Origin of the sequence: Frigidibacter sp. SD6-1 (assembly GCF_030143255.1) — a bacterium.
Classification (GTDB): Bacteria; Pseudomonadota; Alphaproteobacteria; order Rhodobacterales; family Rhodobacteraceae; genus TMP-24.
On record NZ_JARJNR010000003.1, the window covers coordinates 51,013 to 71,558 of the forward strand.

At 64.6% G+C, this 20,546-nt stretch carries 15 protein-coding genes and 1 tRNA gene; 14 read left to right on the forward strand and 2 right to left on the reverse strand.

Going from position 1 to position 20,546, the window contains the following annotated elements; all coding sequences use genetic code 11:
• Positions 1–78: 78 nt before the first annotated feature.
• The 5 genes from P0645_RS06680 to P0645_RS06700 all read left to right on the forward strand — a co-directional run bounded on the left by P0645_RS06680 (position 79) and on the right by P0645_RS06700 (position 7,940).
• A complete protein-coding gene (locus P0645_RS06680) occupies positions 79–1,413 on the forward strand; it encodes an amidase (RefSeq protein WP_284163803.1) in 1,335 nt (444 codons plus the stop codon).
• Positions 1,414–1,713: 300 nt separating this feature from the next.
• On the forward strand, positions 1,714–2,889 hold the full coding sequence (locus tag P0645_RS06685; protein WP_284163804.1) for an aminotransferase class I/II-fold pyridoxal phosphate-dependent enzyme: 1,176 nt from the start codon (positions 1,714–1,716) through the stop codon (positions 2,887–2,889).
• Between the two features lie 11 nt (positions 2,890–2,900).
• Positions 2,901–5,798 (forward strand): DNA translocase FtsK, encoded by a 2,898-nt coding sequence (locus P0645_RS06690; protein WP_284163805.1) that lies wholly within the window; start codon positions 2,901–2,903, stop codon positions 5,796–5,798.
• 100 nt (positions 5,799–5,898) lie between these two features.
• Positions 5,899–6,669, forward strand: a complete 771-nt coding sequence (locus P0645_RS06695; RefSeq protein WP_284163806.1) for a hypothetical protein — start codon at positions 5,899–5,901, stop codon at positions 6,667–6,669.
• Positions 6,670–7,121: 452 nt separating this feature from the next.
• Positions 7,122–7,940 carry a hypothetical protein gene (locus P0645_RS06700; protein ID WP_284163807.1) on the forward strand — a complete coding sequence of 273 codons (819 nt, stop codon included), beginning with the start codon at positions 7,122–7,124 and terminating at the stop codon, positions 7,938–7,940.
• Positions 7,941–7,956: 16 nt separating this feature from the next.
• Here P0645_RS06700 and P0645_RS06705 read toward each other — a convergent pair whose 3' ends face one another.
• A complete protein-coding gene (locus P0645_RS06705; protein ID WP_284163808.1) occupies positions 7,957–8,448 on the reverse strand; it encodes a BrnA antitoxin family protein in 492 nt (163 codons plus the stop codon).
• A 178-nt stretch (positions 8,449–8,626) separates the two neighbouring features.
• Between P0645_RS06705 and nadE the strand changes: the two genes are divergently transcribed.
• Entirely contained in the window at positions 8,627–9,406 is a 780-nt protein-coding gene (nadE, locus tag P0645_RS06710; RefSeq protein ID WP_284163809.1) for an NAD(+) synthase, read from the forward strand.
• Between the two features lie 175 nt (positions 9,407–9,581).
• On the opposite strand, the gene P0645_RS06715 is transcribed toward nadE, so the two are convergent.
• Positions 9,582–9,666: transfer RNA gene (locus P0645_RS06715), tRNA-Leu, on the reverse strand.
• Positions 9,667–9,813: 147 nt separating this feature from the next.
• Between P0645_RS06715 and P0645_RS06720 the strand changes: the two genes are divergently transcribed.
• The 8 genes from P0645_RS06720 to P0645_RS06755 all read left to right on the forward strand — a co-directional run bounded on the left by P0645_RS06720 (position 9,814) and on the right by P0645_RS06755 (position 20,526).
• Entirely contained in the window at positions 9,814–10,800 is a 987-nt protein-coding gene (locus tag P0645_RS06720) for a complex I NDUFA9 subunit family protein (RefSeq protein ID WP_284163810.1), read from the forward strand.
• A 1-nt stretch (position 10,801) separates the two neighbouring features.
• Positions 10,802–11,623 carry an undecaprenyl-diphosphate phosphatase gene (locus P0645_RS06725; RefSeq protein WP_284163811.1) on the forward strand — a complete coding sequence of 274 codons (822 nt, stop codon included), beginning with the start codon at positions 10,802–10,804 and terminating at the stop codon, positions 11,621–11,623.
• A gap of 158 nt (positions 11,624–11,781) precedes the next feature.
• Entirely contained in the window at positions 11,782–13,218 is a 1,437-nt protein-coding gene (locus tag P0645_RS06730) for an NAD(P)-dependent oxidoreductase (RefSeq protein ID WP_284163812.1), read from the forward strand.
• A 130-nt stretch (positions 13,219–13,348) separates the two neighbouring features.
• Positions 13,349–14,059 carry a hypothetical protein gene (locus P0645_RS06735; RefSeq protein ID WP_284163813.1) on the forward strand — a complete coding sequence of 237 codons (711 nt, stop codon included), beginning with the start codon at positions 13,349–13,351 and terminating at the stop codon, positions 14,057–14,059.
• Entirely contained in the window at positions 14,056–14,478 is a 423-nt protein-coding gene (locus P0645_RS06740; protein ID WP_284163814.1) for a GFA family protein, read from the forward strand. The genes P0645_RS06735 and P0645_RS06740 overlap by 4 nt, the downstream gene beginning before the upstream one ends.
• Complete coding sequence (locus tag P0645_RS06745) at positions 14,478–14,951, forward strand: hypothetical protein (protein ID WP_284163815.1); 474 nt, start codon at positions 14,478–14,480, stop codon at positions 14,949–14,951. Before P0645_RS06740 ends, P0645_RS06745 begins: the two co-directional genes overlap by 1 nt.
• Complete coding sequence (gene gltB / locus P0645_RS06750) at positions 14,948–19,486, forward strand: glutamate synthase large subunit (protein ID WP_284163816.1); 4,539 nt, start codon at positions 14,948–14,950, stop codon at positions 19,484–19,486. The genes P0645_RS06745 and gltB overlap by 4 nt, the downstream gene beginning before the upstream one ends.
• 95 nt (positions 19,487–19,581) lie before the next feature.
• Complete coding sequence (locus P0645_RS06755) at positions 19,582–20,526, forward strand: Hint domain-containing protein (protein WP_284163817.1); 945 nt, start codon at positions 19,582–19,584, stop codon at positions 20,524–20,526.
• The last annotated feature ends 20 nt before the right edge of the window (positions 20,527–20,546 follow it).

Here is a 20,546-nt window from a genome sequence, read left to right on the forward strand (position 1 = left end):
TCCCCTTATGGCGCGGCCCGCGCGGGATTGTCCATGCGCCGCCTTGCCGCTACCGTCATGGCGAATACGGAGGTGCGGATGACCTATTGGCGGGGGATGAGCGCGGCGGAACAGGGCCGGGCGATCGGGCGGGGGGACCTCAGCCCCATGTGGCTGGTCGAGGACTATCTCGCGGCAATCCATGCCGACCCGTCCGCCGACCGGATCTACGCCCGTCTGACGGAAGGCAGGGCGCTGGCCGAGGCGGAAGCCGCCGAGGCGCGGGCAAGGGCGGGACTGCGCCTCTCGCCGCTCGACGGGGTGCCGGTCAGCTGGAAGGACCTGTTCGATACGGCGGGCGTGGCGACCGAAGCCGGTTCGCAGCTTCTGGCAGGCCGGGTGCCCGACCGCGACGCAGAGGTCCTGCGCAATGCCACGGCGCAGGGTCTCGTCTGCCTTGGCAAGACCCATATGACCGAGCTTGCCTTCTCGGGCCTTGGCCTCAACCCGATGACGGCAACGCCGCCCAATGTGAACGACCCAGCCCTGGTGCCCGGCGGTTCCTCCTCCGGCGCGGCCGCCTCGGTCGCCTTCGGCCTCGCCGCCGCCGCCGTGGGCTCCGACACCGGCGGGTCGGTGCGCATCCCGGCGGCCTGGAACAATCTCGTCGGGCTGAAGACCACCCATGGCCGGGTCGCGAAGGGGGGCGTCGTGCCGCTGGTCGAGCGGTTCGATACGGTCGGACCCCTGACCCGCACCGTCGAGGACGCGGCCCTGATGCTCGCCGCGCTCGAAGGGACGAAACCCGCTGATCTTGGCGGCGCGAGCCTCAAGGGCGCCCGCCTTGCGGTGATCGAAACCGTGGCGCTCGAGGACTGCCGCGACGGGCCGCGCGCCGCTTTCGATGCGGCCCTCGCCCGGCTCACCGACCGCGGCGCCCGCATCGAACACATCGCCGTCCCCGCCCTCACCGAGGCCTTCTCGCTCGCCGGTGTGCTCTTCACCACTGAAGCCTACGGTATCTGGCGCGACGTGATCGAGGCCGCGCCGGAGAAGATGTATCCGCCGGTGCGCGAGCGCTTCCGCTCCGGCGCGGCCTATAGCGGCGCGGATTTCGTCGCCGCCTGGCGCCGCCTCCGCGCGATCCGCGCCGACTGGGCCACCCGCTGTGCCGGATTTGACGCCATCCTGGCCCCCACCGCGGCGATCCTGCCGCCCGACGCACAGCGCCTTCAGACCGACCCGGACTATTTCACCGCCGAGAACCTCCTGGCGCTGCGCAACACCCGGATCGCCAATCTGATGGGCCTGCCCGCGCTGACCCTGCCCACCGGCATGCCCGCCTGCGGGCTGATGCTGATGGGACGGGCGATGGGGGAAGAGCCGCTCCTGCGGCTCGGGGCGGCGGCGGAGGGGGCGCTCATCGGTCCCTGAAGCGACCTCTTCGCGCGGTCCCCGGCGACGAGAGCGGCCCTGCCCGGGTCTTCCCTGGACTTCGGGCTCGGGTGCGAGGGGCGCTGCCCCTCGCGCACCCCGGGATATTTGGAAACGGAAGAGGAGGGCAGGGGCCGAGGAGGCCCGCAGGGCAACGACGAGGCCTGCCTTCCGGGGCCAAAAAGCCACAGGCCGCCGCCCGAGGCGCCGCGAAATCATCGCTTTTTCTGGACCCGCACCGGGCCATTGGCTAAGGTCCCTGTCAAACGGGGCGCGACGACCCCGGCGATTGAGGCAAGAATGGCGTTTCCAGAGCGGTTTTCGAACCTGCCCGAATATGCCTTTCCGCGTCTGCGGAAACTCATCGACGCCCATCCCCCGGGCGGCGAGCCCGTTGCCATGACCATCGGCGAGCCGCGCCATGCGATGCCGCCCTTCGTGGCGGACGTGTTGAACGCGCATCTCTCGGAATTCTTGCTCTACCCGCCGAACGAGGGCGCGCCGGAGCTGCTTTCGGCCATTTCGCAATGGATTGCCCGCCGCTATGGCGCCGATGTCGCGCCCGACCGGATCATGGCGCTGAACGGCACGCGCGAGGGGCTGTTCGATGCCTGCCTCGCGCTGTGCCCCGAGGAAAAGAGCGGCCGCCCCGCCGTCCTGATGCCCAATCCGTTCTACCAGCCCTATGCGGCGGCGGCCCTTTCCGTTTGGGCCGAGCCGGTCTTTGTGCCCGCAACCGCCGCAACCGGTTTCCTGCCCGACTACGAAAGCCTCCCGCCCGCGATCCTCAATCGCACCGCGCTCGTCTATCTCTGCTCGCCCGCGAACCCCCAGGGAGTGGTCGCGCCGCGCGCCTATCTCGAACGGCTTCTCGGGCTCGCAGACAGGTACGGCTTCACCCTTCTCTCCGACGAATGCTATTCGGAGATCTGGCGCAGCGCGCCCCCCACCGGCGCCCTCGACGTGGCGGCGCGCATGGGCACCGACCCCGAACGCGTCGCCGTCTTTCATTCGCTCTCCAAACGCTCGAACCTCGCGGGGCTGCGCTCGGGCTTCGTTGCGGGCGGGCCCGAGGCGATCCGCCGCTTCCGCCAGCTTCGTGCCTATGGCGGCGCGCCCCTGCCGCTGCCCATCCAACGGGTCAGCGCCCGCGCCTGGTCCGACGAGGCGCATGTGGAAGAAAACCGCGCGCTCTATCAGGAAAAGTTCCGCATCGCCGACGAAGTCTTCGCCGGCATCCAGGGCTATCAAGGCCCGGAGGGTGGATTCTTCCTGTGGTTGCCCGTCGAGGACGGCGAACAGGCGGCGCTGAAGGCATGGCGCGAAACCGGCGTCCGGGTGCTGCCCGGCGCCTATCTCGCCCGCGAGGTCGCGGGCGACAATCCCGGCAAGGGTTACATCCGCGTGGCCATGGTCGCGCCAAAGGAAGAGATGCGGCAGGGGCTCACGCGGCTCCGCGATTGCATTTACAGGTAGGGACGTTTCGAATGGCATCTTATCAGGCACGCAGGCGCGATCCTCTGGTCGACCAGAAGACCCAGGCCGCGATCGAACGGCGCGGGAAAGAGTTGATGGGTGCGGCCCTCCTTGGCCTCGGCCTTGTCGTGGCGTTGATGCTGGTGAGCTATTCGCCCGACGATCCAAGCTGGTTCACCGCGTCCGACCAGCCGGTGCAGAACCTTCTGGGCCGGATCGGCGCCGCCATCGCCGCGCCGCTTTACGTCATCGCCGGGCGCGGTGCCTGGGGCGTGGCGCTGGTGCTTGTCACCTGGGGCGTGCGTTTCATGACCCACCGGGGCGAGGAACGCGCCATGGGCCGCGCGATCTTTGCGCCCATCGCCATCGCCGTCCTGTCGGTGGCCTTCGCCGCGCGCGAACCGGGCGCCGACTGGAACCAGGTCTTCGGCTATGGCGGCATGTTCGGCGATACGGTCTTCGGCTCGCTCATGGGTGTGGTCCCGGCTTCGGGCAACGTCAGTTTCGCGATGACCGGGCTTGTCCTGATGGCGCTGGCGACCGCCATGATGCTGTTCGTTCTCGGCTTCGACCGGCGCGAACTCCTGCAGATCGGCCGCCGCAGCCTTTTCGCGACCATCCTCACCTATGACCGGATCCTGCGCGCGCTGACGACCGGCGCCGCAATGTCGGCCCGCACCGCGCAAGGCCTGCAAGACAGGCACCGCGCCCGGCGCGAGGCACAGGAAGCCGAGCGCGCCGCAGCACTCGCCCGCTATTCCGCAGCGGCCGGGTACGAGGCCGAGGCCGAGGAATTCGCGCCCGCCGCCCCCGCCGCCCGCCGCGCGTCCGTCCTGCGCGCGGAACCGCGCTTTGGCGCTACCCCTGCCGAAGCGGCGCCCGCGCCCCTGCCGGAGCCCGCAAAGGGTGGCCTTTTCGCCGGACTTCTCCGCCGCTTCACCGCGCCCGATCCGGTCGATGACATTGATCTGGAGCCGGAACTGGTCGAACAGGCGCCATCCGAGATGATCTGGCAGACCGAGGCACCAAGCGCCGAGCGTATCCGCTCGCGCATCGCCGACGCGGTCAAGGCGCGCGGCAGCGCGCCCCTGCCGTCGGGCCGGGTCGAGCCGCCGCTGTCGAAACCCGCCGTGCAGTCGCTCGTCGCGGCACCGGTCGCCGCGCCCGCCATTATCGACGAGCCGCTCGACGATTGGGACGAGGCCGATGTGGATGCCTTCTCGATCGACCCCGACGAGGATTACGCGCCCGCGCCCGCCCGCCTTGCGCAACCCGGCGGCTTCGCCGCCGCCGACGCCAAGCGCAGTGTCATCCGCCATTCCGCCCGCAAGCCCGCGCCGTCGCGCCAGGCAGAGGCCGAAAGCCAGCCGCGGCTGAAGTTCGAGGAACCGGCAGGCCCGGCCTACGAGCTGCCGCCGCTCTCGCTTCTCGCCTCGCCCACCACGATCCAGCGCCACCAGCTCTCGGACGAGGCCTTGGAAGAAAACGCCCGCATGCTGGAATCGGTGCTCGACGATTACGGCGTGAAGGGCGACATCACCTCGGTCCGCCCCGGCCCGGTCGTCACCATGTACGAACTGGAACCCGCCCCCGGCCTGAAAGCCTCCCGCGTCATCGGCCTGGCCGACGATATCGCGCGGTCGATGTCGGCCCTCTCCGCCCGCGTCTCGACCGTCCCCGGCCGGTCGGTCATTGGCATCGAACTCCCTAATGCCCACCGCGAGAAGGTCGTCCTGCGTGAAATCCTCTCGGCCCGCGACTTCGGCGACGGCAACCACAAGCTGCCGCTCGCACTCGGCAAGGACATCTCCGGCCAGCCGGTCGTGGCGAACCTCGCCAAGATGCCCCACCTCCTGATCGCGGGCACCACCGGCTCGGGCAAGTCCGTCGCCATCAACACCATGATCCTGTCGCTCCTCTACAAGCTCTCGCCCGAGGATTGCCGCCTGATCATGATCGACCCCAAGATGCTGGAACTCTCCGTCTATGACGGCATCCCGCACCTCCTCTCCCCCGTCGTCACCGACCCCAAGAAGGCCGTCGTCGCGCTGAAATGGGTGGTGGGCGAGATGGAGGAGCGCTACCGCAAGATGTCGAAGATGGGCGTCCGCAATATCGACGGCTACAACGGCCGCGTGAAGGAGGCGCTCGACAATGGCGAGCTTTTCAAGCGCACCGTCCAGACCGGGTTCGACGAGGAAACCGGCGATCCCATCTTCGAGACCGAAGAGATCGAGCCCCGGAAACTCCCCTACATCGTCGTCATCGTCGACGAGATGGCCGACCTGATGATGGTCGCGGGCAAAGAGATCGAGGCCTGCATCCAGCGCCTCGCCCAGATGGCCCGCGCCTCCGGCATCCACCTGATCATGGCGACCCAACGCCCCTCGGTCGATGTCATCACCGGCACGATCAAGGCGAACTTCCCCACCCGCATCTCCTTCCAGGTGACCTCAAAGATCGACTCGCGGACCATCCTCGGCGAAATGGGCGCCGAACAGCTCCTCGGCATGGGCGACATGCTCTACATGGCCGGCGGCAGCCGGATCACCCGCATCCACGGGCCCTTCGTTTCCGACGAGGAGGTCGAGGAGATCGTGACCCATCTCAAGTCCTTCGGCCCGCCGGAATATATGTCCGGCGTCGTCGACGGCCCCGACAAGGAGGATGAGGCCGACATCGACCTCGTCCTCGGCCTCGGCGGCAATACCGACGGCGAGGATGCGCTCTACGATCAGGCCGTCGCCGTGGTCCTGAAGGACCGCAAGGTCAGTACCTCCTACATCCAAAGGAAGCTCGGCATCGGCTACAACAAGGCCGCCCGTCTGGTGGAGCAGATGGAGGAAGAGGGGCTGGTCAGCCCGGCGAACCATGTGGGCAAGCGGGAGATCTTGGTGCCGGAGCAGTGAGGGTACCAGTCGGAACCCTAGCGAATCAGATTGGAAATCGCGATCGTCATCTCCCTCGCGTACCGCTAAGGTGCACGTGAGGAGATGGGAGGCTTGAGATATGAATTCATTCACAGAGTTCTTACGCCACAATGCCATTGAAACTTCCGAAACGCTGCCGCTCGTTCACACGACCCGATCTTTTAGACTTCGCAAAATCATTGAAACATCGAGTATTGAAGCTCAGGACTGTGATGTATTCATCGGAGAGAAGCTAAACTATTTCTTCGTGGGTCGACCATCTTATAAGTACGATGTAGAAGATGGCACAGATCATTGGATGCTACCCACAGCATTCGTATTTGACTTTGATGCCGTGCGTGCTAAACGGCTATTCCCCTTTGATTCAGGGGGATTTGCGAAAAAAAGAATGCCACAGTTTGTTAATGAAATGGAGGTATCATTTTTTGATGCTGCCGGTGTTTCAGAGGCGGCGCAGCGAATAATCGGAGCATTTTTTGGAAATGCGAAAAACTACATGGACTTTCGTGGTCTTTCCGACAGGGAGTTCTTTGAGATTTTCGAACTCTCGCCGCTTGATGCAGAGATTCACGCACTACACAAGTTGTCGCTCGATCCAAAGAAGCCTTCGTTTGATGACCGGCAGTTTTCCATTGAGGTACAATCTGAGACACCAATTTTCTTGAACAATCAACTTAAGGCGGTGGTCCTGCCAGTAGTTTATCTCGACGACCCAAGTCTTGTGAATTACTTTCAGAATATCGATGTGCAGATTTTAAGCTACGATATACATCCCATCGAGCCAAAATTCCATTTTTACGCGATTTATGACCGTATAAAGACGTTCTACCAATCTGAGGGTCTAATTTGACTAGCCGGGAGTTCAGAGTAGCTGGCGCCATTTGCGTCGCCGGGAGCCATATCCATGGGCGCACTCTTGGTGTCGTTGTGTTTTCGGATGCAAATCGATCTTACAATCAGCTATTCGTCGGGATCGAGGATAAGCACGGGGTCATTCAACGGTTCGTACCAGTCGACTCAGATGATGCCTACGCGAACTTCTTGGGAGCAGGAGCGACCTCGAAGTACTTTGGGAATACCGGAGCACAAATGATAATTCGAGCGGGTGATGCTCAAATATTTTGCCTGGTTGACGGTGGCCGACTCCGCTTTCTTGATAAGAGTATTTCCGTTTCTACGGAACCAGATGACGTTAAACTTTATAGGAGTATAGTTGAGGGCCATAGTTATGCTGAGTACTCTCTCAGAGGCAGATTTAGTGATTCCTTGTCAAAAAAGTATGATGATGTTTCGCGGATGGGAATGTCGATCGGCGATACATGGAAGCGTGCGGAAATCGAGTTTTTCCAGAGAGCTTCCTCCTACTGGAAAATTGTAGAGAGAACAGGCTTCTCTTTGAAGCCAGGGGGCGACCCTAAGTTGGCCAGCTTTTCGGGCCGGGATGAAATGCTCGCTTGGCTCATGGCGAACCCAACGGGTTATTTCGAGGAAAACTATGACAGGTGGATCGGCGCTTGGCTGCACCTTTCTGATTTCTCACGTCATCAAGAAATAATTGAAGCCTTAGGCCTTGGTTTCGTGGCCAACAATCAGGTCACAAATCACGACGTCCTACGTGTTCTTCGTAGAATAGGCGTCGATCTGCAGTCCCGTGATGCTGAAAACGCCGTATTGGGCGTTCTCGAAGAGTTTTCCAATCCGCAGAGTATTTGGGAATGGTCAAATTCTGAAGTTTACACTGCTGTAGAGATTCATCGACATGTTACGGGACGCTTGTTCGGCGGGAAAGCTATGACAAGACTCTCGCTGGGTGTTGGGCTAGATACAGATACCTCGGATTTGCGGGAATGGGCAAAGAGCGCCTTGAACGGCAGGAGAAAAATCGTCTCTTCACCCACAGATCAGTCTCTTTCTTATGAGTGGTTGGCGTCTTCATCGGTATTTATGAAACATCTGGCCGAGCACTCTCCGCGTGCGGCGAGGCTCGTAGCGATCGTGCTGCGAGATGCTCTCAAACGAAGGTCTGAAGAACTTACTCCGGATGAGACAGAGTCCGCCTATGTGTTGATTGCCGAAGAAATCATCGCGGCATTTCCGAACCAGACTGCGGAAACGAGCTGAACTTAGGAAGATTGCTCTACGGCGGGGCGCCCCCCTTCTCCGCCTTCAGCCGTTTCAGATAGGCGATCCTTTCCCGCCGTTTCTCGGCATCGGAGGCCTGTCGCTCCGCCGCCTCCCGCGCCTCGTGTTCGCGTTCAACGAGTGCCAGCACCTCGCGTCTGAGGCTCCGTTCCTCCTCCTCCGCCGTCGGGCGGTAGCCCACCATCTCGGGTCCCGTGGCCACGCCCGCAAGCCGGGTCAGCATGAAGGCCCTGAGGACGCGGTTCATCCTTGTCAGGTGGAAGCCGCCCATCGAGCGGAAGAAGGCAACCACATCCTCGTCCAGTCTCAGCGTCAGTTTCACCTTCCGGGGCAGCGCCGGTTCGCGCAGCATCGCCTGCCAGTCGCGCGGGATGCGGCGCGAGTCGTTCAGCCCCCAGCGCAGGTCCGCCTCCAGATCGCGCAGCGTGCAGGCGAGGTCGTGGTAGGCGATGGCGCGGTCGCGTTCGGCTTTGGTCAGGGCGGGCATCCGGCTCTCCGGTTCGTTCGGGCAGGTCAGGATGGTGGGGCGTGCGGAAAGAAGCGGTAAAGATGCCGCGCGATCCTGTCGGGACGGATGCGGGACGGATGCCATACGGGTGCGGGACGGATGCTGGCGGCGCCCGCACCGGCTTGCTATGCTGGCCGTGGTATAGGGAGACGGGCCGATGCAGGCGGAAAAAGTAGCGGATCACATCACCGGCTGGCTGGGTGACTATGCCCGGGCGGCAGGGATGAAAGGCTTCGTCGTCGGCGTGTCCGGCGGCATAGATTCCGCAGTCGTTTCAAGCCTTTGCGCGAGGACGGGCCTGCCAACGCTCGTGGTCGAGATGCCGATCCACCAGTCCCCCGACCAGGTCACCCGCGCCCGCGCCCACATCGCAGACCTCACCACGCGCCACCCCAATGTCGAAGGCGCCGAGGTCGACCTGACCGCCCCCTACGACCGCCTCGTTAACGCCCTCCCAAATCCCCCTGATTCCCCCTCCCGCGACATGGCCCTGGTCAACACAAGGGCGCGTCTGAGGATGACGACGCTCTATTATCTCGCCGGTCTTCACGGTTCTCTGGTTGCCGGGACGGGCAACAAGGTCGAGGATTTCGGCATTGGTTTTTATACCAAATATGGGGATGGCGGCGTCGATCTCAGCCCGATCGCCGATCTGATGAAGACCGAGGTCTATGCGCTCGGCCGGGTCCTCGGCGTCGGCGAGGCGATCCTGAAGGCTGCGCCGACAGACGGTCTGTGGGGCGACGCGCGCACCGACGAAGACCAGATCGGCGCCTCCTATCCCGAGCTTGAATGGGCGATGACCTTCAAAGGCGACGAAACCGCCCTGACGCCCCGCCAGACCGAAGTCCTGGCCATCTACCGCCGCCTCAACGCCGCCAACCGCCACAAGATGGAACCGATCCCGGTCTGCCTCATCCCCGAAGAGCTGCGCTGAGCCGATCCCGCTCTCGGTCGACACCGGGAGTGGATCATCACAACGCTCGTCCAGAGAGTGGCTGACAAAGATATCAACCGGATTACGGGAGAGAGCGGTGATGCGCGCTCGCGGCAAGTCGCGCCTGGCGGTCGACCGCTTCGGTGGGTTCTCAATCGCACATCGGAGGGAGACATGGTGCCCAGAAGAGGACTCGAACCTCCACGCCTTGCGGCACTGGTACCTGAAACCAGCGCGTCTACCAATTCCGCCATCTGGGCCGATGTCGTGAGGCGCGATGTATAGGGGTGCTCCGGCACTGTCAACGGGGTCGGCCCGCTTTCTTTCTCGGGAGTCATTGCGGCTTGTTCCCATGGGGCCGAGACGGTAATCAGGGGCCAAGTCTGGTACCCAGGGAGGCGGAGCCTATGTCGAAGCTCGTCACGATCTATGGCGGTTCGGGGTTTCTCGGGCGGCAGGTTGCCCGACTGATGGCGCGCGAAGGCTGGCGAGTGCGCGTCGCCTGTCGCCGCCCGAACGAGGCCCTGTTCGTCAAGCCCTATGGTGCGGTCGGGCAGGTGGAGCCCGTCTTCTGCAATGTCCGTGACGATGCCTCGGTGGCGGCTGCGATGGCGGGGGCGGATGCGGTGATGAATTGCGTCGGCACCTTCGACAGGGGCGGCAAGAACAATTTCGACAGCGTCCAGCACGAGGCCGCCGGGCGGGTGGCGCGGATCGCGGCGGCGAGCGGCGTTGGCGCGCTTGTCCATGTGTCGTCGATCGGTGCCGATGCCGGGTCTGAGAGCGCCTACCAGCGCTCGAAGGCCGAGGGCGAGGCGGCGGTGAAGGCTGCCTTCCCCGGCGCGATGATCCTCAGGCCTTCGGTGATGTTCGGGGCGGGCGACGGGTTCTTCAACCGCTTTGCCGCGCAAAGCCTGCTGGGGCCGGTGCTGCCGATCACCGGTGGCAAGACCCGGTTCCAGCCCGTCTTCGTCGAGGATGTGGCGGAGGCTGCGGTGAAGGGTCTGACCGGCGGCGTCAATGGAACCTATGAGCTTGGCGGGCCGGACGTGGATACGCTCGGCGGCCTGATGAAGCGGATGCTCGCCACCATCGGGCGGCGCAGGCTGGTGGTGAACCTGCCATTCTGGGTCGGCGGCCTGATCGGCGGGGTGCTGGACATCGGGTCGGCGCTGACGCTTGGCCTTGTGCCGAACCGCATCCTGACGCGCGACCAGGTGAGGAGCCTGCGCCACGACAATGTGGTCGCGAAGGGCGCCAAGGGCCTGACCGATCTCGGGATCACACCCACGGCCATGGGCGCGGTCATGCCCGATTATCTCTGGCGGTTCCGGCCCTCGGGCCAATATGCGGCGATCAAGCAGTCGGCGCGAAATCTGAAGAAACCTTCCTGACATGCCGAACTTTGCGGCCCTTCTCGACACCGCTCCGGTCGCGGCTTTTCTTGGCGTGCTTGAAGGGGCGACGGAATTCATTCCGGTCTCCTCGACCGGCCATATCCTGCTTGCCGGCCATTTCCTCGGGTTCGAGAGTGCGGGCAAGACCTTCGAGGTCGTGATCCAGCTTGGCGCGATCCTTGCGGTGATGGGCGTCTATGCGACGCGGCTTGTGCAGATGGTGCGCGGGATCGGGCGCGACACGAAGGAAATGCGCTTTCTCGTCTCGATCCTTCTGGCCTTCTTTCCGGCGGCCCTGGTCGGCTTTCTGGCGCATGACCTGATCAAGACGGTCTTCTTCGAAAGCCCCCGCCTGATCGCGACCATGCTGATCCTTGGCGGGATCGTTCTTCTGGTTGTCGACCGCCTGCCGCTCAGGCCCCGTCATCACGATACCGATGCCCTGCCGTTCCGCGTGGCGCTGGGGATCGGCATCATCCAGTGCCTTGCGCTCATTCCCGGTGTGTCGCGTTCGGGCTCGACCATTGTCGGCGGGCTGTTCCTGGGGGCCGACAAGCGCACGGCGGCGGAGTTTTCCTTCTTCCTGTCGATGCCCACCATGTCGGCGGCTTTCGCCTACGATCTGTGGAAGAACCGCGATGTCCTCGACACGTCCGCGATGGGCGAGATCGCGATCGGTTTCGTCCTGGCCTTCCTGTCGGCGCTGGTCGTCGTGCGCTGGGTTCTGGGTTATGTCAGCCGCCGGGGATTTGCCCTGTTCGGCTGGTGGAGAATCATCGTCGGTTGCCTTGCCTGGGCGGCGCTTTGGGCCGGGTTTTGACAATAGGTAAGCATAAGTTACCTAAAATGCCGCTGATTTCGCGCCAGAACGGCGGAAAAGTGCGGCAAAGCTGAATATAGGTCAGTGACGCTGACTTTTATTCCGGCGCGATGCGCTGTAGCTCTGGGCTCCGCCACGTAATGCCGGAGCTTGATCCCATGGCCCAGAACCGCATGCTTCAATTCGTCACGCGCGACCGGGAAATGCCGGAAAAGCGGGCGGCCGGTCTGCGCAATGCGGATTTCGACGAAATCTACCGCCAGTTTGCCGCCGAGAAGGCGGCAGAGCAGGCCGGGCGCTGCAGCCAGTGCGGCGTGCCCTACTGCCAGTCGCATTGCCCCTTGCACAACAACATCCCCGACTGGCTGCGCCTGACCGCCGAGGGGCGGCTGCAGGAGGCCTATGAGCTGTCGCAATCGACCAATACCTTCCCGGAGATCTGCGGCCGCATCTGCCCGCAGGACCGGCTGTGCGAAGGCAATTGCGTGATCGAGCAATCCGGACATGGCACGGTGACGATCGGCGCGGTCGAGAAATATCTGACCGATACCGCCTGGGCGGAAGGCTGGGTGAAGCCGATCCAGCCCGCGACCGAGCGGACCGAAAGCGTGGGCATCATCGGCGCGGGTCCGGGTGGGCTCGCCGCCGCCGACGTCCTGCGGCGCGCAGGCGTGCAGGTCACCATCTATGACCGCCACGACCGGGCGGGCGGGCTGCTGATCTACGGCATCCCCGGTTTCAAGCTGGAAAAGGACGTGGTGCTGCAGCGGGTCGCGCAACTGGAAGCGGCGGGCGTGCAGTTCGTCCTGAACTGCAATGTCGGCACGGACATTTCCTTCGATGCGATCCGGGGCAAGCATGATGCGGTGCTGATCGCCACCGGCGTCTACAAGGCGCGCGACCTCGGCGGCCCGGGCGCGGGCCTTGCGGGCATCGTCCCGGCGCTCGACTATCTGACCGCCTCGAACCGCAAGGGGCTGGGCGACGAGGTCGCGGCCTTTGACGAAGGCACGCTGAACGCATCGGGCAAGCGCGTGGTGGTGATCGGCGGCGGCGACACGGCGATGGATTGCGTGCGCACCGCGATCCGTCAGGGCGCGACCTCGGTCAAGTGCCTCTATCGCCGCGACCGGGTGAACATGCCGGGTTCGCAGCGCGAGACCCAGAATGCCGAGGAAGAGGGCGTCGAATTCGTCTGGCTGACCGCGCCCAAGGGCTTCACCGGGGCGGCGTCTGTCGAGGGCGTGATGGTGGAACGGATGCGCCTTGGCGCCCCCGACGCCACCGGCCGCCAGACGCCGGAGGTCATCGCGGGCGCCGACTTCGTGGAACCGGCCGATCTGGTGATCAAGGCGCTGGGGTTCGAGCCCGAGGACCTGCCGAGCCTCTGGGGCGCCGCCGACCTGCCTGTCACACGCTGGGGCACGGTCAAGGCGCAATATGGCACCCACGCGACCGCGCTGCCGGGCGTCTATGCGGTGGGTGACGTGGTGCGCGGCGCCTCGCTCGTCGTCTGGGCGATCCGCGACGGGCGCGAGGCGGCAAAGGCGATCCTCGACGATCTGGCGCAGGGCGCGCAGATGGCGGCGGAGTGAGGGTGATGGCCGCAAATGCCTGCCCGCCAGCCGTCCCGCATCCGTCCCGACACCGTATGGCATCCGTCCCGACAGGCCGGGCGACGCCCACAAGGGACAGGTCAGACCCCATGACCCAATGGAGTGTGCGATGAAAGTCCTGCTGACAGTTCTTCTCCTTTCCGGCGCGCCCGCGCTCGCCGCGGGCAAGTTCGTGGTGCCCGAAGGCTGCGAGGCTTTCGTGACCGTGCAGCATTCGGACTGCCAGGTGAGCTATCACTACACCTGTTCGCGCGATCCCGAGGGCGATCAATGGTCGGTCTATGCCGGGCCGGACGGCCCCTATTACATGTCGCGCATCGACCGCGAGACGCGCTGGATCGAAAGCCATGACCTGATCACGCCGGAAAGCGACCGGCTGGGCAAGGAGACGGAGCCCGCCTCCTTCACCGCGCTTCTCGACACGGGCCGCGACGATTTCGACTTTACCACGATCAGCGGCACCGGCGAGGTGCGGCGCTACGCGGGCCATGATGCGCTGAGGGGCGGTACGGTCACGATCGACGGCGTGACGCTGGAGCGGACCGAATTCGCGTTGGAGACCTTCGCCGCAGACGGGTCGTTCCTGCACCGCCGCTCCGGCCGCCAGCTCATCAGCCGCGACTGGCGCTTGTTCTTCGCCGACACCGAGCATTTCGAGAATGCCTTCGGCGATGTCGAGGACAGCACCTCGACCCCGATCACCTTCGCTTTTCCGGACGACAAGGGGTTCCTGTCCGGCACGCCGCAGTTCGGCTGCGATCAGATGATGACGCTTCTGGACGGCGCGCTTGTGCCCGCAAGCGACCGGGGGCAGCCATGATCGAGGGCCATTGCCTGTGTGGTGCCGTCACCATCGCGGTGGCCGAACATGGCGGCTTTACCGGCGTTTGCCATTGCCGGATGTGCCAGCGCTGGTCGGGGGCCTTGTTCGCCTGTTTCCCCGCGAACGCGGATGCCGTCACGGTCACGGGCAAGGTCGCGCGCTTTGCCTCGACCGACTTTGCCGAGCGGGCCTTCTGCCCCAAATGCGGCTCGCACCTGTGGATGCGGAACACCGACCGGGACGACGCGCCCTATGGCCTGATGCCGGGCCTGTTCGACGCGGCCCGTGACATTCCGCTGAAAAGCGAGATCTACACCGACCGCGCCCTGCCCGGCCTCGCGCTCGCAGGCGACCACCGCCGCGCGACGCGGGCGGAATATGAAGCGAAGAACCTGCATCTCGAGGGGGACGGCTGATGGCCATCGTAGCCTATCTCTTTGGCCGCCCCGCCTTCTGCGTGCGAACCGCGCGTTTGTTGCCCCTTCTGGCACTGGCATTGGCCATCGCGAACCCGGCACGGGCTGAGGCCCCTCAGCTAAAGGTCGGTCAGACCTATCGCTGCAGCGGAGAGAACTTGCCGGGCTCTGTCCTCGCCTGGGTCGGAAAAATCGATGTCGCACCGCTTGGAGGCAAGGACGTGCGGATCGTCAGCATCTCGCTGATCGCTGAAGGGCAAGACGCGTCCATACCGGTCGGCCACGCACCGTTCGCGGACACGGTGTTCGCGGAGTGCAGGAAATCCTCTGCCGACTTCCCCCAGATCGTGAGCGCTGCGTTCGACGGCGGCTATGCCACCTGGCGCGAAGCCTTTGACAAGAACGAGGCAGGGATTTGGAAGCTGTCCCCGGCCGAAGCCTACTGGACCATGCTTGGAGTACTCAACCAATGACCACCTATGACAACCAATGGGTCGAGAGCGAAGAGCAAAGCCGCAAATGGCTGGCCGAGAATGGCCTTTACCGGGAGGAGGACGAGCATTCTTCCTGCGGGGTCGGCCTCGTGGTGGCGATCAACGGCAAGGCCAGCCGCAAAGTGGTGCAGAACGGCATCGACGCCTTGAAGGCGGTCTGGCACCGGGGGGCGGTCGATGCCGATGGCAAGACCGGCGACGGCGCGGGCATTCATGTGCAGATCCCGGTCAGGTTCTTCTACGATCAGGTTCGGCGCACGGGCCATGAGCCCGACCCGAAAAAGCTGATCGCGGTCGGTCAGGTCTTTCTGCCGCGCACCGACTTCGGCGCGCAGGAGCGCTGCCGGACGATTGTCGAGACCGAAGTGCTGCGGATGGGCCATTACATCTATGGCTGGCGGCATGTGCCGGTGGATACGTCCGTGCTGGGCGAGAAGGCGAACGCCACGCGGCCCGAGATCGAGCAGATCCTGATCCGCTGTGAAAAGCCCATCGATCAGGTCCAGTTCGAGCGCGAGCTTTATATCATCCGTCGCCGGATCGAGAAGGCGGCGATCGCCCAGCAGGTGGCGGGAATGTATCTGTGCAGCCTGTCCTGCCGGTCGGTGATCTACAAGGGGATGATGCTGGCCGAGCAGGTCGCGACCTTCTACCCCGACCTGATGGACGAGCGATTCGAGTCTGCTTTCGCCATCTATCACCAGCGCTATTCGACCAATACCTTCCCGCAATGGTCGCTGGCGCAGCCGTTCCGCATGCTGGCCCATAATGGCGAGATCAACACGCTGAAGGGCAACGTGAACTGGATGCGCAGCCATGAAATCCGCATGGCCTCCGGCGCTTTCGGCGAGATGGCCGAGGATATTAAGCCGATCATCCCGTTCGGCACGTCGGATTCCGGCGCGCTCGATGCGGTGTTCGAGGCCCTGGTGCGCGCGGGCCGGTCGGCGCCGATGGCCAAGACCATGCTGGTGCCGGAAGCCTGGTCCAAGTCGGCGGTCGAGATGCCGAAACCCTGGCAGGACATGTATGCCTATTGCAACTCGGTGATGGAGCCCTGGGACGGGCCTGCCGCCTTGGCGATGACCGATGGCCGCTGGGTCGTGGGCGGCCTCGACCGCAACGGGCTCCGCCCCATGCGCTATGTGCTGACCGGCGACGGGATGCTGATCGCGGGGTCCGAGGCGGGCATGGTGCCCGTGGACGAGATGACGGTGCGCGAGAAGGGCGCGCTGGGGCCGGGGCAGATGATTGCGGTCGACATGGAAGAGGGCAAGCTCTTCCGTGATTGGGACCTCAAGGACAAGCTCGCCGCCAGCCAGCCATTCGGCGACTGGGTTTCAAAAGTCATCAGCCTGAACGACCGGATGAAGGACGTCCCCGAAAAGGCGCTCTTCGACGGCGCCGACCTGCGCCGCCGCCAGATCGCCGCCGGCTACACGCATGAGGACCTTGAACAGGTTCTGGCGCCGATGGCCGAGGACGGCAAGGAAATGGTCGCCTCGATGGGCGACGATACGCCGCCTGCGGTCCTGTCGGGCCAGTACCGGCCGCTTTCCCACTATTTCCGCCAGAACTTCAGCCAGGTGACCAACCCGCCCATCGACAGCTTGCGCGAAAGCCGGGTGATGAGCCTGAAGACCCGGTTCGGCAACCTCACGAACGTGCTGGCCGAGGATTCGAGCCAGACGGAAATTCTCGTCCTGGAAAGCCCGTTCATCGCCAATGCGGAATTCGACGAGATGGTGCGGCTCTTCGGTGACCGGGTCGCCTTCATCGACTGCACCTTTGCCGCAGGTGACGGCGACGAGGCGCTGCACCGCGCGCTCGACCGGATACGGGCAGAGGCGGAGGATGCCGTGCGCTCTGGCGCGGGGCATCTCGTCCTGACCGACGACGGACAGGGCGAGGCGAAAGTGCCGATGCCGATGATCCTCGCCACCTCGGCGGTGCACAGCTGGCTGACGCGCAAGGGCCTGCGCACCTTCACTTCGCTGAACGTGCGGTCGGCGGAATGTATCGACCCGCATTATTTCGCGGTGCTGATCGGCTGCGGCGCGACGACGGTGAACGCCTATCTGGCGCTCGATTCCATCGCCGACCGGCTAAGACGCGGTCTGCTGGACGGGGCGCTGGAAGAGAACCTTCGGCGCTACCGCGATGCCATCGACGCGGGCCTTCTGAAGATCATGTCGAAGATGGGGATTTCGGTCATCTCCTCCTACCGGGGCGGGCTGAACTTCGAGGCGGTGGGCCTGTCGCGCGCGATGGTCGCCGAATATTTCCCCGGCATGCACAGCCGGATTTCCGGCATCGGCATCATGGGCATCCAGCGCAAGATCGAGGAGGTCCATGCGAGGGGCTGGAAGGGCGGGGCCGACATCCTGCCGATCGGCGGCTTCTACAAGGCGCGCCGCTCGGGCGAGAAGCACGCCTGGGAAGCGCAGACCATGCATATGCTGCAATCGGCCTGCGACCGGGCGTCCTATGACCTGTGGAAGCAATATTCGATGGCGATGCGGGCCAACCCGCCGATCCATCTGCGCGACCTTCTGGACATCAAGCCGCTCGGCCGTCCGGTGCCGATTGAAGAGGTCGAAAGCATCACCTCGATCCGCAAGCGGTTCGTGACGCCTGGCATGTCGCTGGGCGCGCTTTCGCCCGAGGCGCACAAGACGCTGAACGTGGCGATGAACCGCATCGGCGCGAAGTCGGACAGTGGCGAGGGCGGCGAGGACCCGGCGCATTTCCTGCCCGAGGCGAACGGCGACAACCCGTCTGCCAAGATCAAGCAGGTGGCATCGGGGCGCTTTGGCGTGACGGCCGAATATCTGAATGCCTGCGAGGAGCTGGAAATCAAGGTCGCGCAGGGCGCCAAGCCGGGCGAGGGCGGCCAGTTGCCGGGGATGAAGGTCACGGCGCTGATTGCGCGGCTGAGGCATTCCACGCCCGGCGTGACGTTGATATCGCCGCCGCCGCACCATGACATCTATTCGATCGAAGACCTCGCGCAGCTCATCTATGACCTCAAGCAGATCAACCCGCGCGCCAAGGTGACGGTGAAGCTGGTGGCATCAAGCGGCGTCGGCACCATCGCGGCGGGCGTGGCCAAGGCCAAAGCCGACATCATCCTCATCTCCGGCCATAACGGCGGAACCGGCGCCTCGCCCGGCACCTCGATCAAATATGCCGGGCTGCCCTGGGAAATGGGTCTGACCGAGGCGCATCAGGTCCTGACGATGAACAAGCTCAGGGACCGGATCACGCTTCGGACCGACGGGGGTTTGCGCACAGGACGCGATATCGTGATGGCGGCGATGATGGGGGCTGAGGAATACGGGATCGGCACGGCGGCGCTGATCGCCATGGGCTGCATCATGGTGCGGCAATGCCAGTCGAACACCTGCCCGGTGGGCGTCTGCACGCAGAACGAGGCGCTCCGCGCCAAGTTCAGCGGCAGCGCCGACAAGGTGGTCAACCTCATCACCTTCTATGCGCAGGAGGTGCGGGAACTCCTCGCGTCGATCGGCGCCCGGTCGATGGACGAGATCATCGGCCGAGCGGACCTTCTGACGCAGGTCAGCCGCGGCCATGCCGACCTCGACGACCTCGATCTCAACCCGCTCCTGATCTCGGTCGATGGGTCTGACCGCGTGGTCTACGACCGCTCGAAGCCCCGGAATGTTGTGCCTGACACGCTCGATGCCGAGATCATCCGCGATGGCGCGCGCTTCTTCGAGGAAGGCGAGAAGATGCAGCTGTCCTATGCGGTCAGGAACACTCACCGCACCATCGGCACGCGGGCGTCGAGCCATATCGTGAAGAAGTTCGGGATGCGGAACAGCCTGCAGCCCGACCACCTGACGGTAAAGCTGACCGGCTCCTGCGGCCAGTCGCTGGGCGCTTTCGCGGCGCCGGGGCTGAAGATCGAAGTGTCGGGAGACGCCAACGACTATGTGGGCAAGGGCCTTTCCGGTGGCACCATCACCGTGCGCCCGCCGATGGGCTCGCCCTTGGATGCGGGCGAGAACACGATCATCGGCAATACCGTTCTTTACGGCGCGACCGACGGTTATCTCTTCGCCTCGGGCCGGGCGGGGGAGCGCTTTGCTGTGCGCAATTCCGGCGCGAAGGTGGTGATCGAGGGCTGCGGGTCGAACGGTTGCGAATATATGACCGGCGGGGTTGCGGTTATCCTCGGCTGGATCGGCGCGAATTTCGCGGCCGGCATGACCGGCGGCATGGCCTATGTCTGGGATCAGGACGGCGATACCGAGGCGCTCGTCAACCATGACAGCGTCGTGACCTCGCCCGTCAGCCACCCGCATTGGGAAGCCGAGCTGAAGGGTCTGATCGAGCGGCATTTGGCCGAGACCGGCAGCCGCCGCGCCGCGCATATCCTGGCAAACTGGGAAGCGGAGAAGGGCCGTTTCGTCCAGGTCTGCCCGAAGGAGATGCTGGTGCATCTGCCCCATCCGCTGACCGAGGAGGCGCGGGCGGTCCCCGCCGAATAGGCGCGTCCTTCCGGCCACACGGCCGGGAGGGCGATTTTTGCGTGACAATGGCCGCCCGTCCGACCTAGGACGGAAGGGGGAGGCCGGGGTGACGGATGGCGACAAGCTATACCGATCAGTTCTTTGCAATAGATGCGTCGGTGCCGCCCGCCGTGGGCACGCCGATCACCTTCAGCTTGCTGACGATCACCGACCAGAATGACGATGGCGATTTCGACCGGTTCAACAATGACAGCGTGAACGGCGCTGACATCCGACGGTCCTGGCCGGGCGACACGATCACGGTGAACGTACCGGGCGTCGGCAACGTTACCTATACCGGGACAACCTTCGAACTGCAGGGCGGCGGCGTCGTTTTCACGCCCACTGACGGGCAGGTGCTGATGAACGGCACGTTCGTCAGCTCGACCTTCGTCAACACGCAGGGGCCGACGCTGGCCACCGAGCTTGGGCCCGCCTGTCTTGTCATCGGCACCCGGATCGCGGTGCCTGGCGGCGAGGTCGCGGTCGAGACGCTGCGACCCGGCGATCTGGTCGAAACGCTCGATCACGGTCCTCAACCGCTGCGCTGGGCGGGGCGCGAGAAGGTGAGGGGGGTCGGTCCGCTCGCACCGGTCCGTTTCGCGGCAGGTACCCTGGACAATGCGCGCCCACTCTATCTCTCGCCGCAGCACCGCGTCCTGCAGCGCGGCTGGCGGGCAGACCTGCATTTCGGTGCCGACGAAGTGCTGGCCGCCGCGCTGCATCTGGTGAACGGTGTCGATGTGACGCGCGCCCCCTGCCGCGAGCTGGTCTATGTCCATCTGCTGTTCGATCGGCACGAAATCATTCGCGCGGAAGGCGCGCCGGTCGAAAGCCTCTTGCCCTCGGCCCGGGCGATCGAGCGTGATCCCGCGCTCGCGGCCGAGATCAGGGCGGTTTTCCCCGAACTGCTGTCGCTGCCTGCCGCCGACCGCCCGCGCGCTGCGCGACCGGTGGTGCCGCCGCGGCACGCACCCGTCCTGCAACGCTCTCGCACCGCGGTCCGACGGCGGACTTGACCGTGGCGACGCGCGCGTAT

Excerpts from the sequence above, each read along its gene's own strand:
- P0645_RS06680 (WP_284163803.1), top strand. The coding sequence starts at position 79 with ATGACCTATTGGCGGGGGATGAGCGCGGCGGAACAGGGCCGGGCGATC.
- P0645_RS06685 (WP_284163804.1), top strand. The coding sequence starts at position 1,714 with ATGGCGTTTCCAGAGCGGTTTTCGAACCTGCCCGAATATGCCTTTCCG.
- P0645_RS06690 (WP_284163805.1), top strand. The coding sequence starts at position 2,901 with ATGGCATCTTATCAGGCACGCAGGCGCGATCCTCTGGTCGACCAGAAG.
- P0645_RS06695 (WP_284163806.1), top strand. The coding sequence starts at position 5,899 with ATGAATTCATTCACAGAGTTCTTACGCCACAATGCCATTGAAACTTCC.
- P0645_RS06700 (WP_284163807.1), top strand. The coding sequence starts at position 7,122 with ATGTCGATCGGCGATACATGGAAGCGTGCGGAAATCGAGTTTTTCCAG.
- P0645_RS06705 (WP_284163808.1), bottom strand. The coding sequence starts at position 8,448 with ATGCCCGCCCTGACCAAAGCCGAACGCGACCGCGCCATCGCCTACCAC.
- nadE (WP_284163809.1), top strand. The coding sequence starts at position 8,627 with ATGCAGGCGGAAAAAGTAGCGGATCACATCACCGGCTGGCTGGGTGAC.
- P0645_RS06720 (WP_284163810.1), top strand. The coding sequence starts at position 9,814 with ATGTCGAAGCTCGTCACGATCTATGGCGGTTCGGGGTTTCTCGGGCGG.
- P0645_RS06725 (WP_284163811.1), top strand. The coding sequence starts at position 10,802 with ATGCCGAACTTTGCGGCCCTTCTCGACACCGCTCCGGTCGCGGCTTTT.
- P0645_RS06730 (WP_284163812.1), top strand. The coding sequence starts at position 11,782 with ATGGCCCAGAACCGCATGCTTCAATTCGTCACGCGCGACCGGGAAATG.
- P0645_RS06735 (WP_284163813.1), top strand. The coding sequence starts at position 13,349 with ATGAAAGTCCTGCTGACAGTTCTTCTCCTTTCCGGCGCGCCCGCGCTC.
- P0645_RS06740 (WP_284163814.1), top strand. The coding sequence starts at position 14,056 with ATGATCGAGGGCCATTGCCTGTGTGGTGCCGTCACCATCGCGGTGGCC.
- P0645_RS06745 (WP_284163815.1), top strand. The coding sequence starts at position 14,478 with ATGGCCATCGTAGCCTATCTCTTTGGCCGCCCCGCCTTCTGCGTGCGA.
- gltB (WP_284163816.1), top strand. The coding sequence starts at position 14,948 with ATGACCACCTATGACAACCAATGGGTCGAGAGCGAAGAGCAAAGCCGC.
- P0645_RS06755 (WP_284163817.1), top strand. The coding sequence starts at position 19,582 with ATGGCGACAAGCTATACCGATCAGTTCTTTGCAATAGATGCGTCGGTG.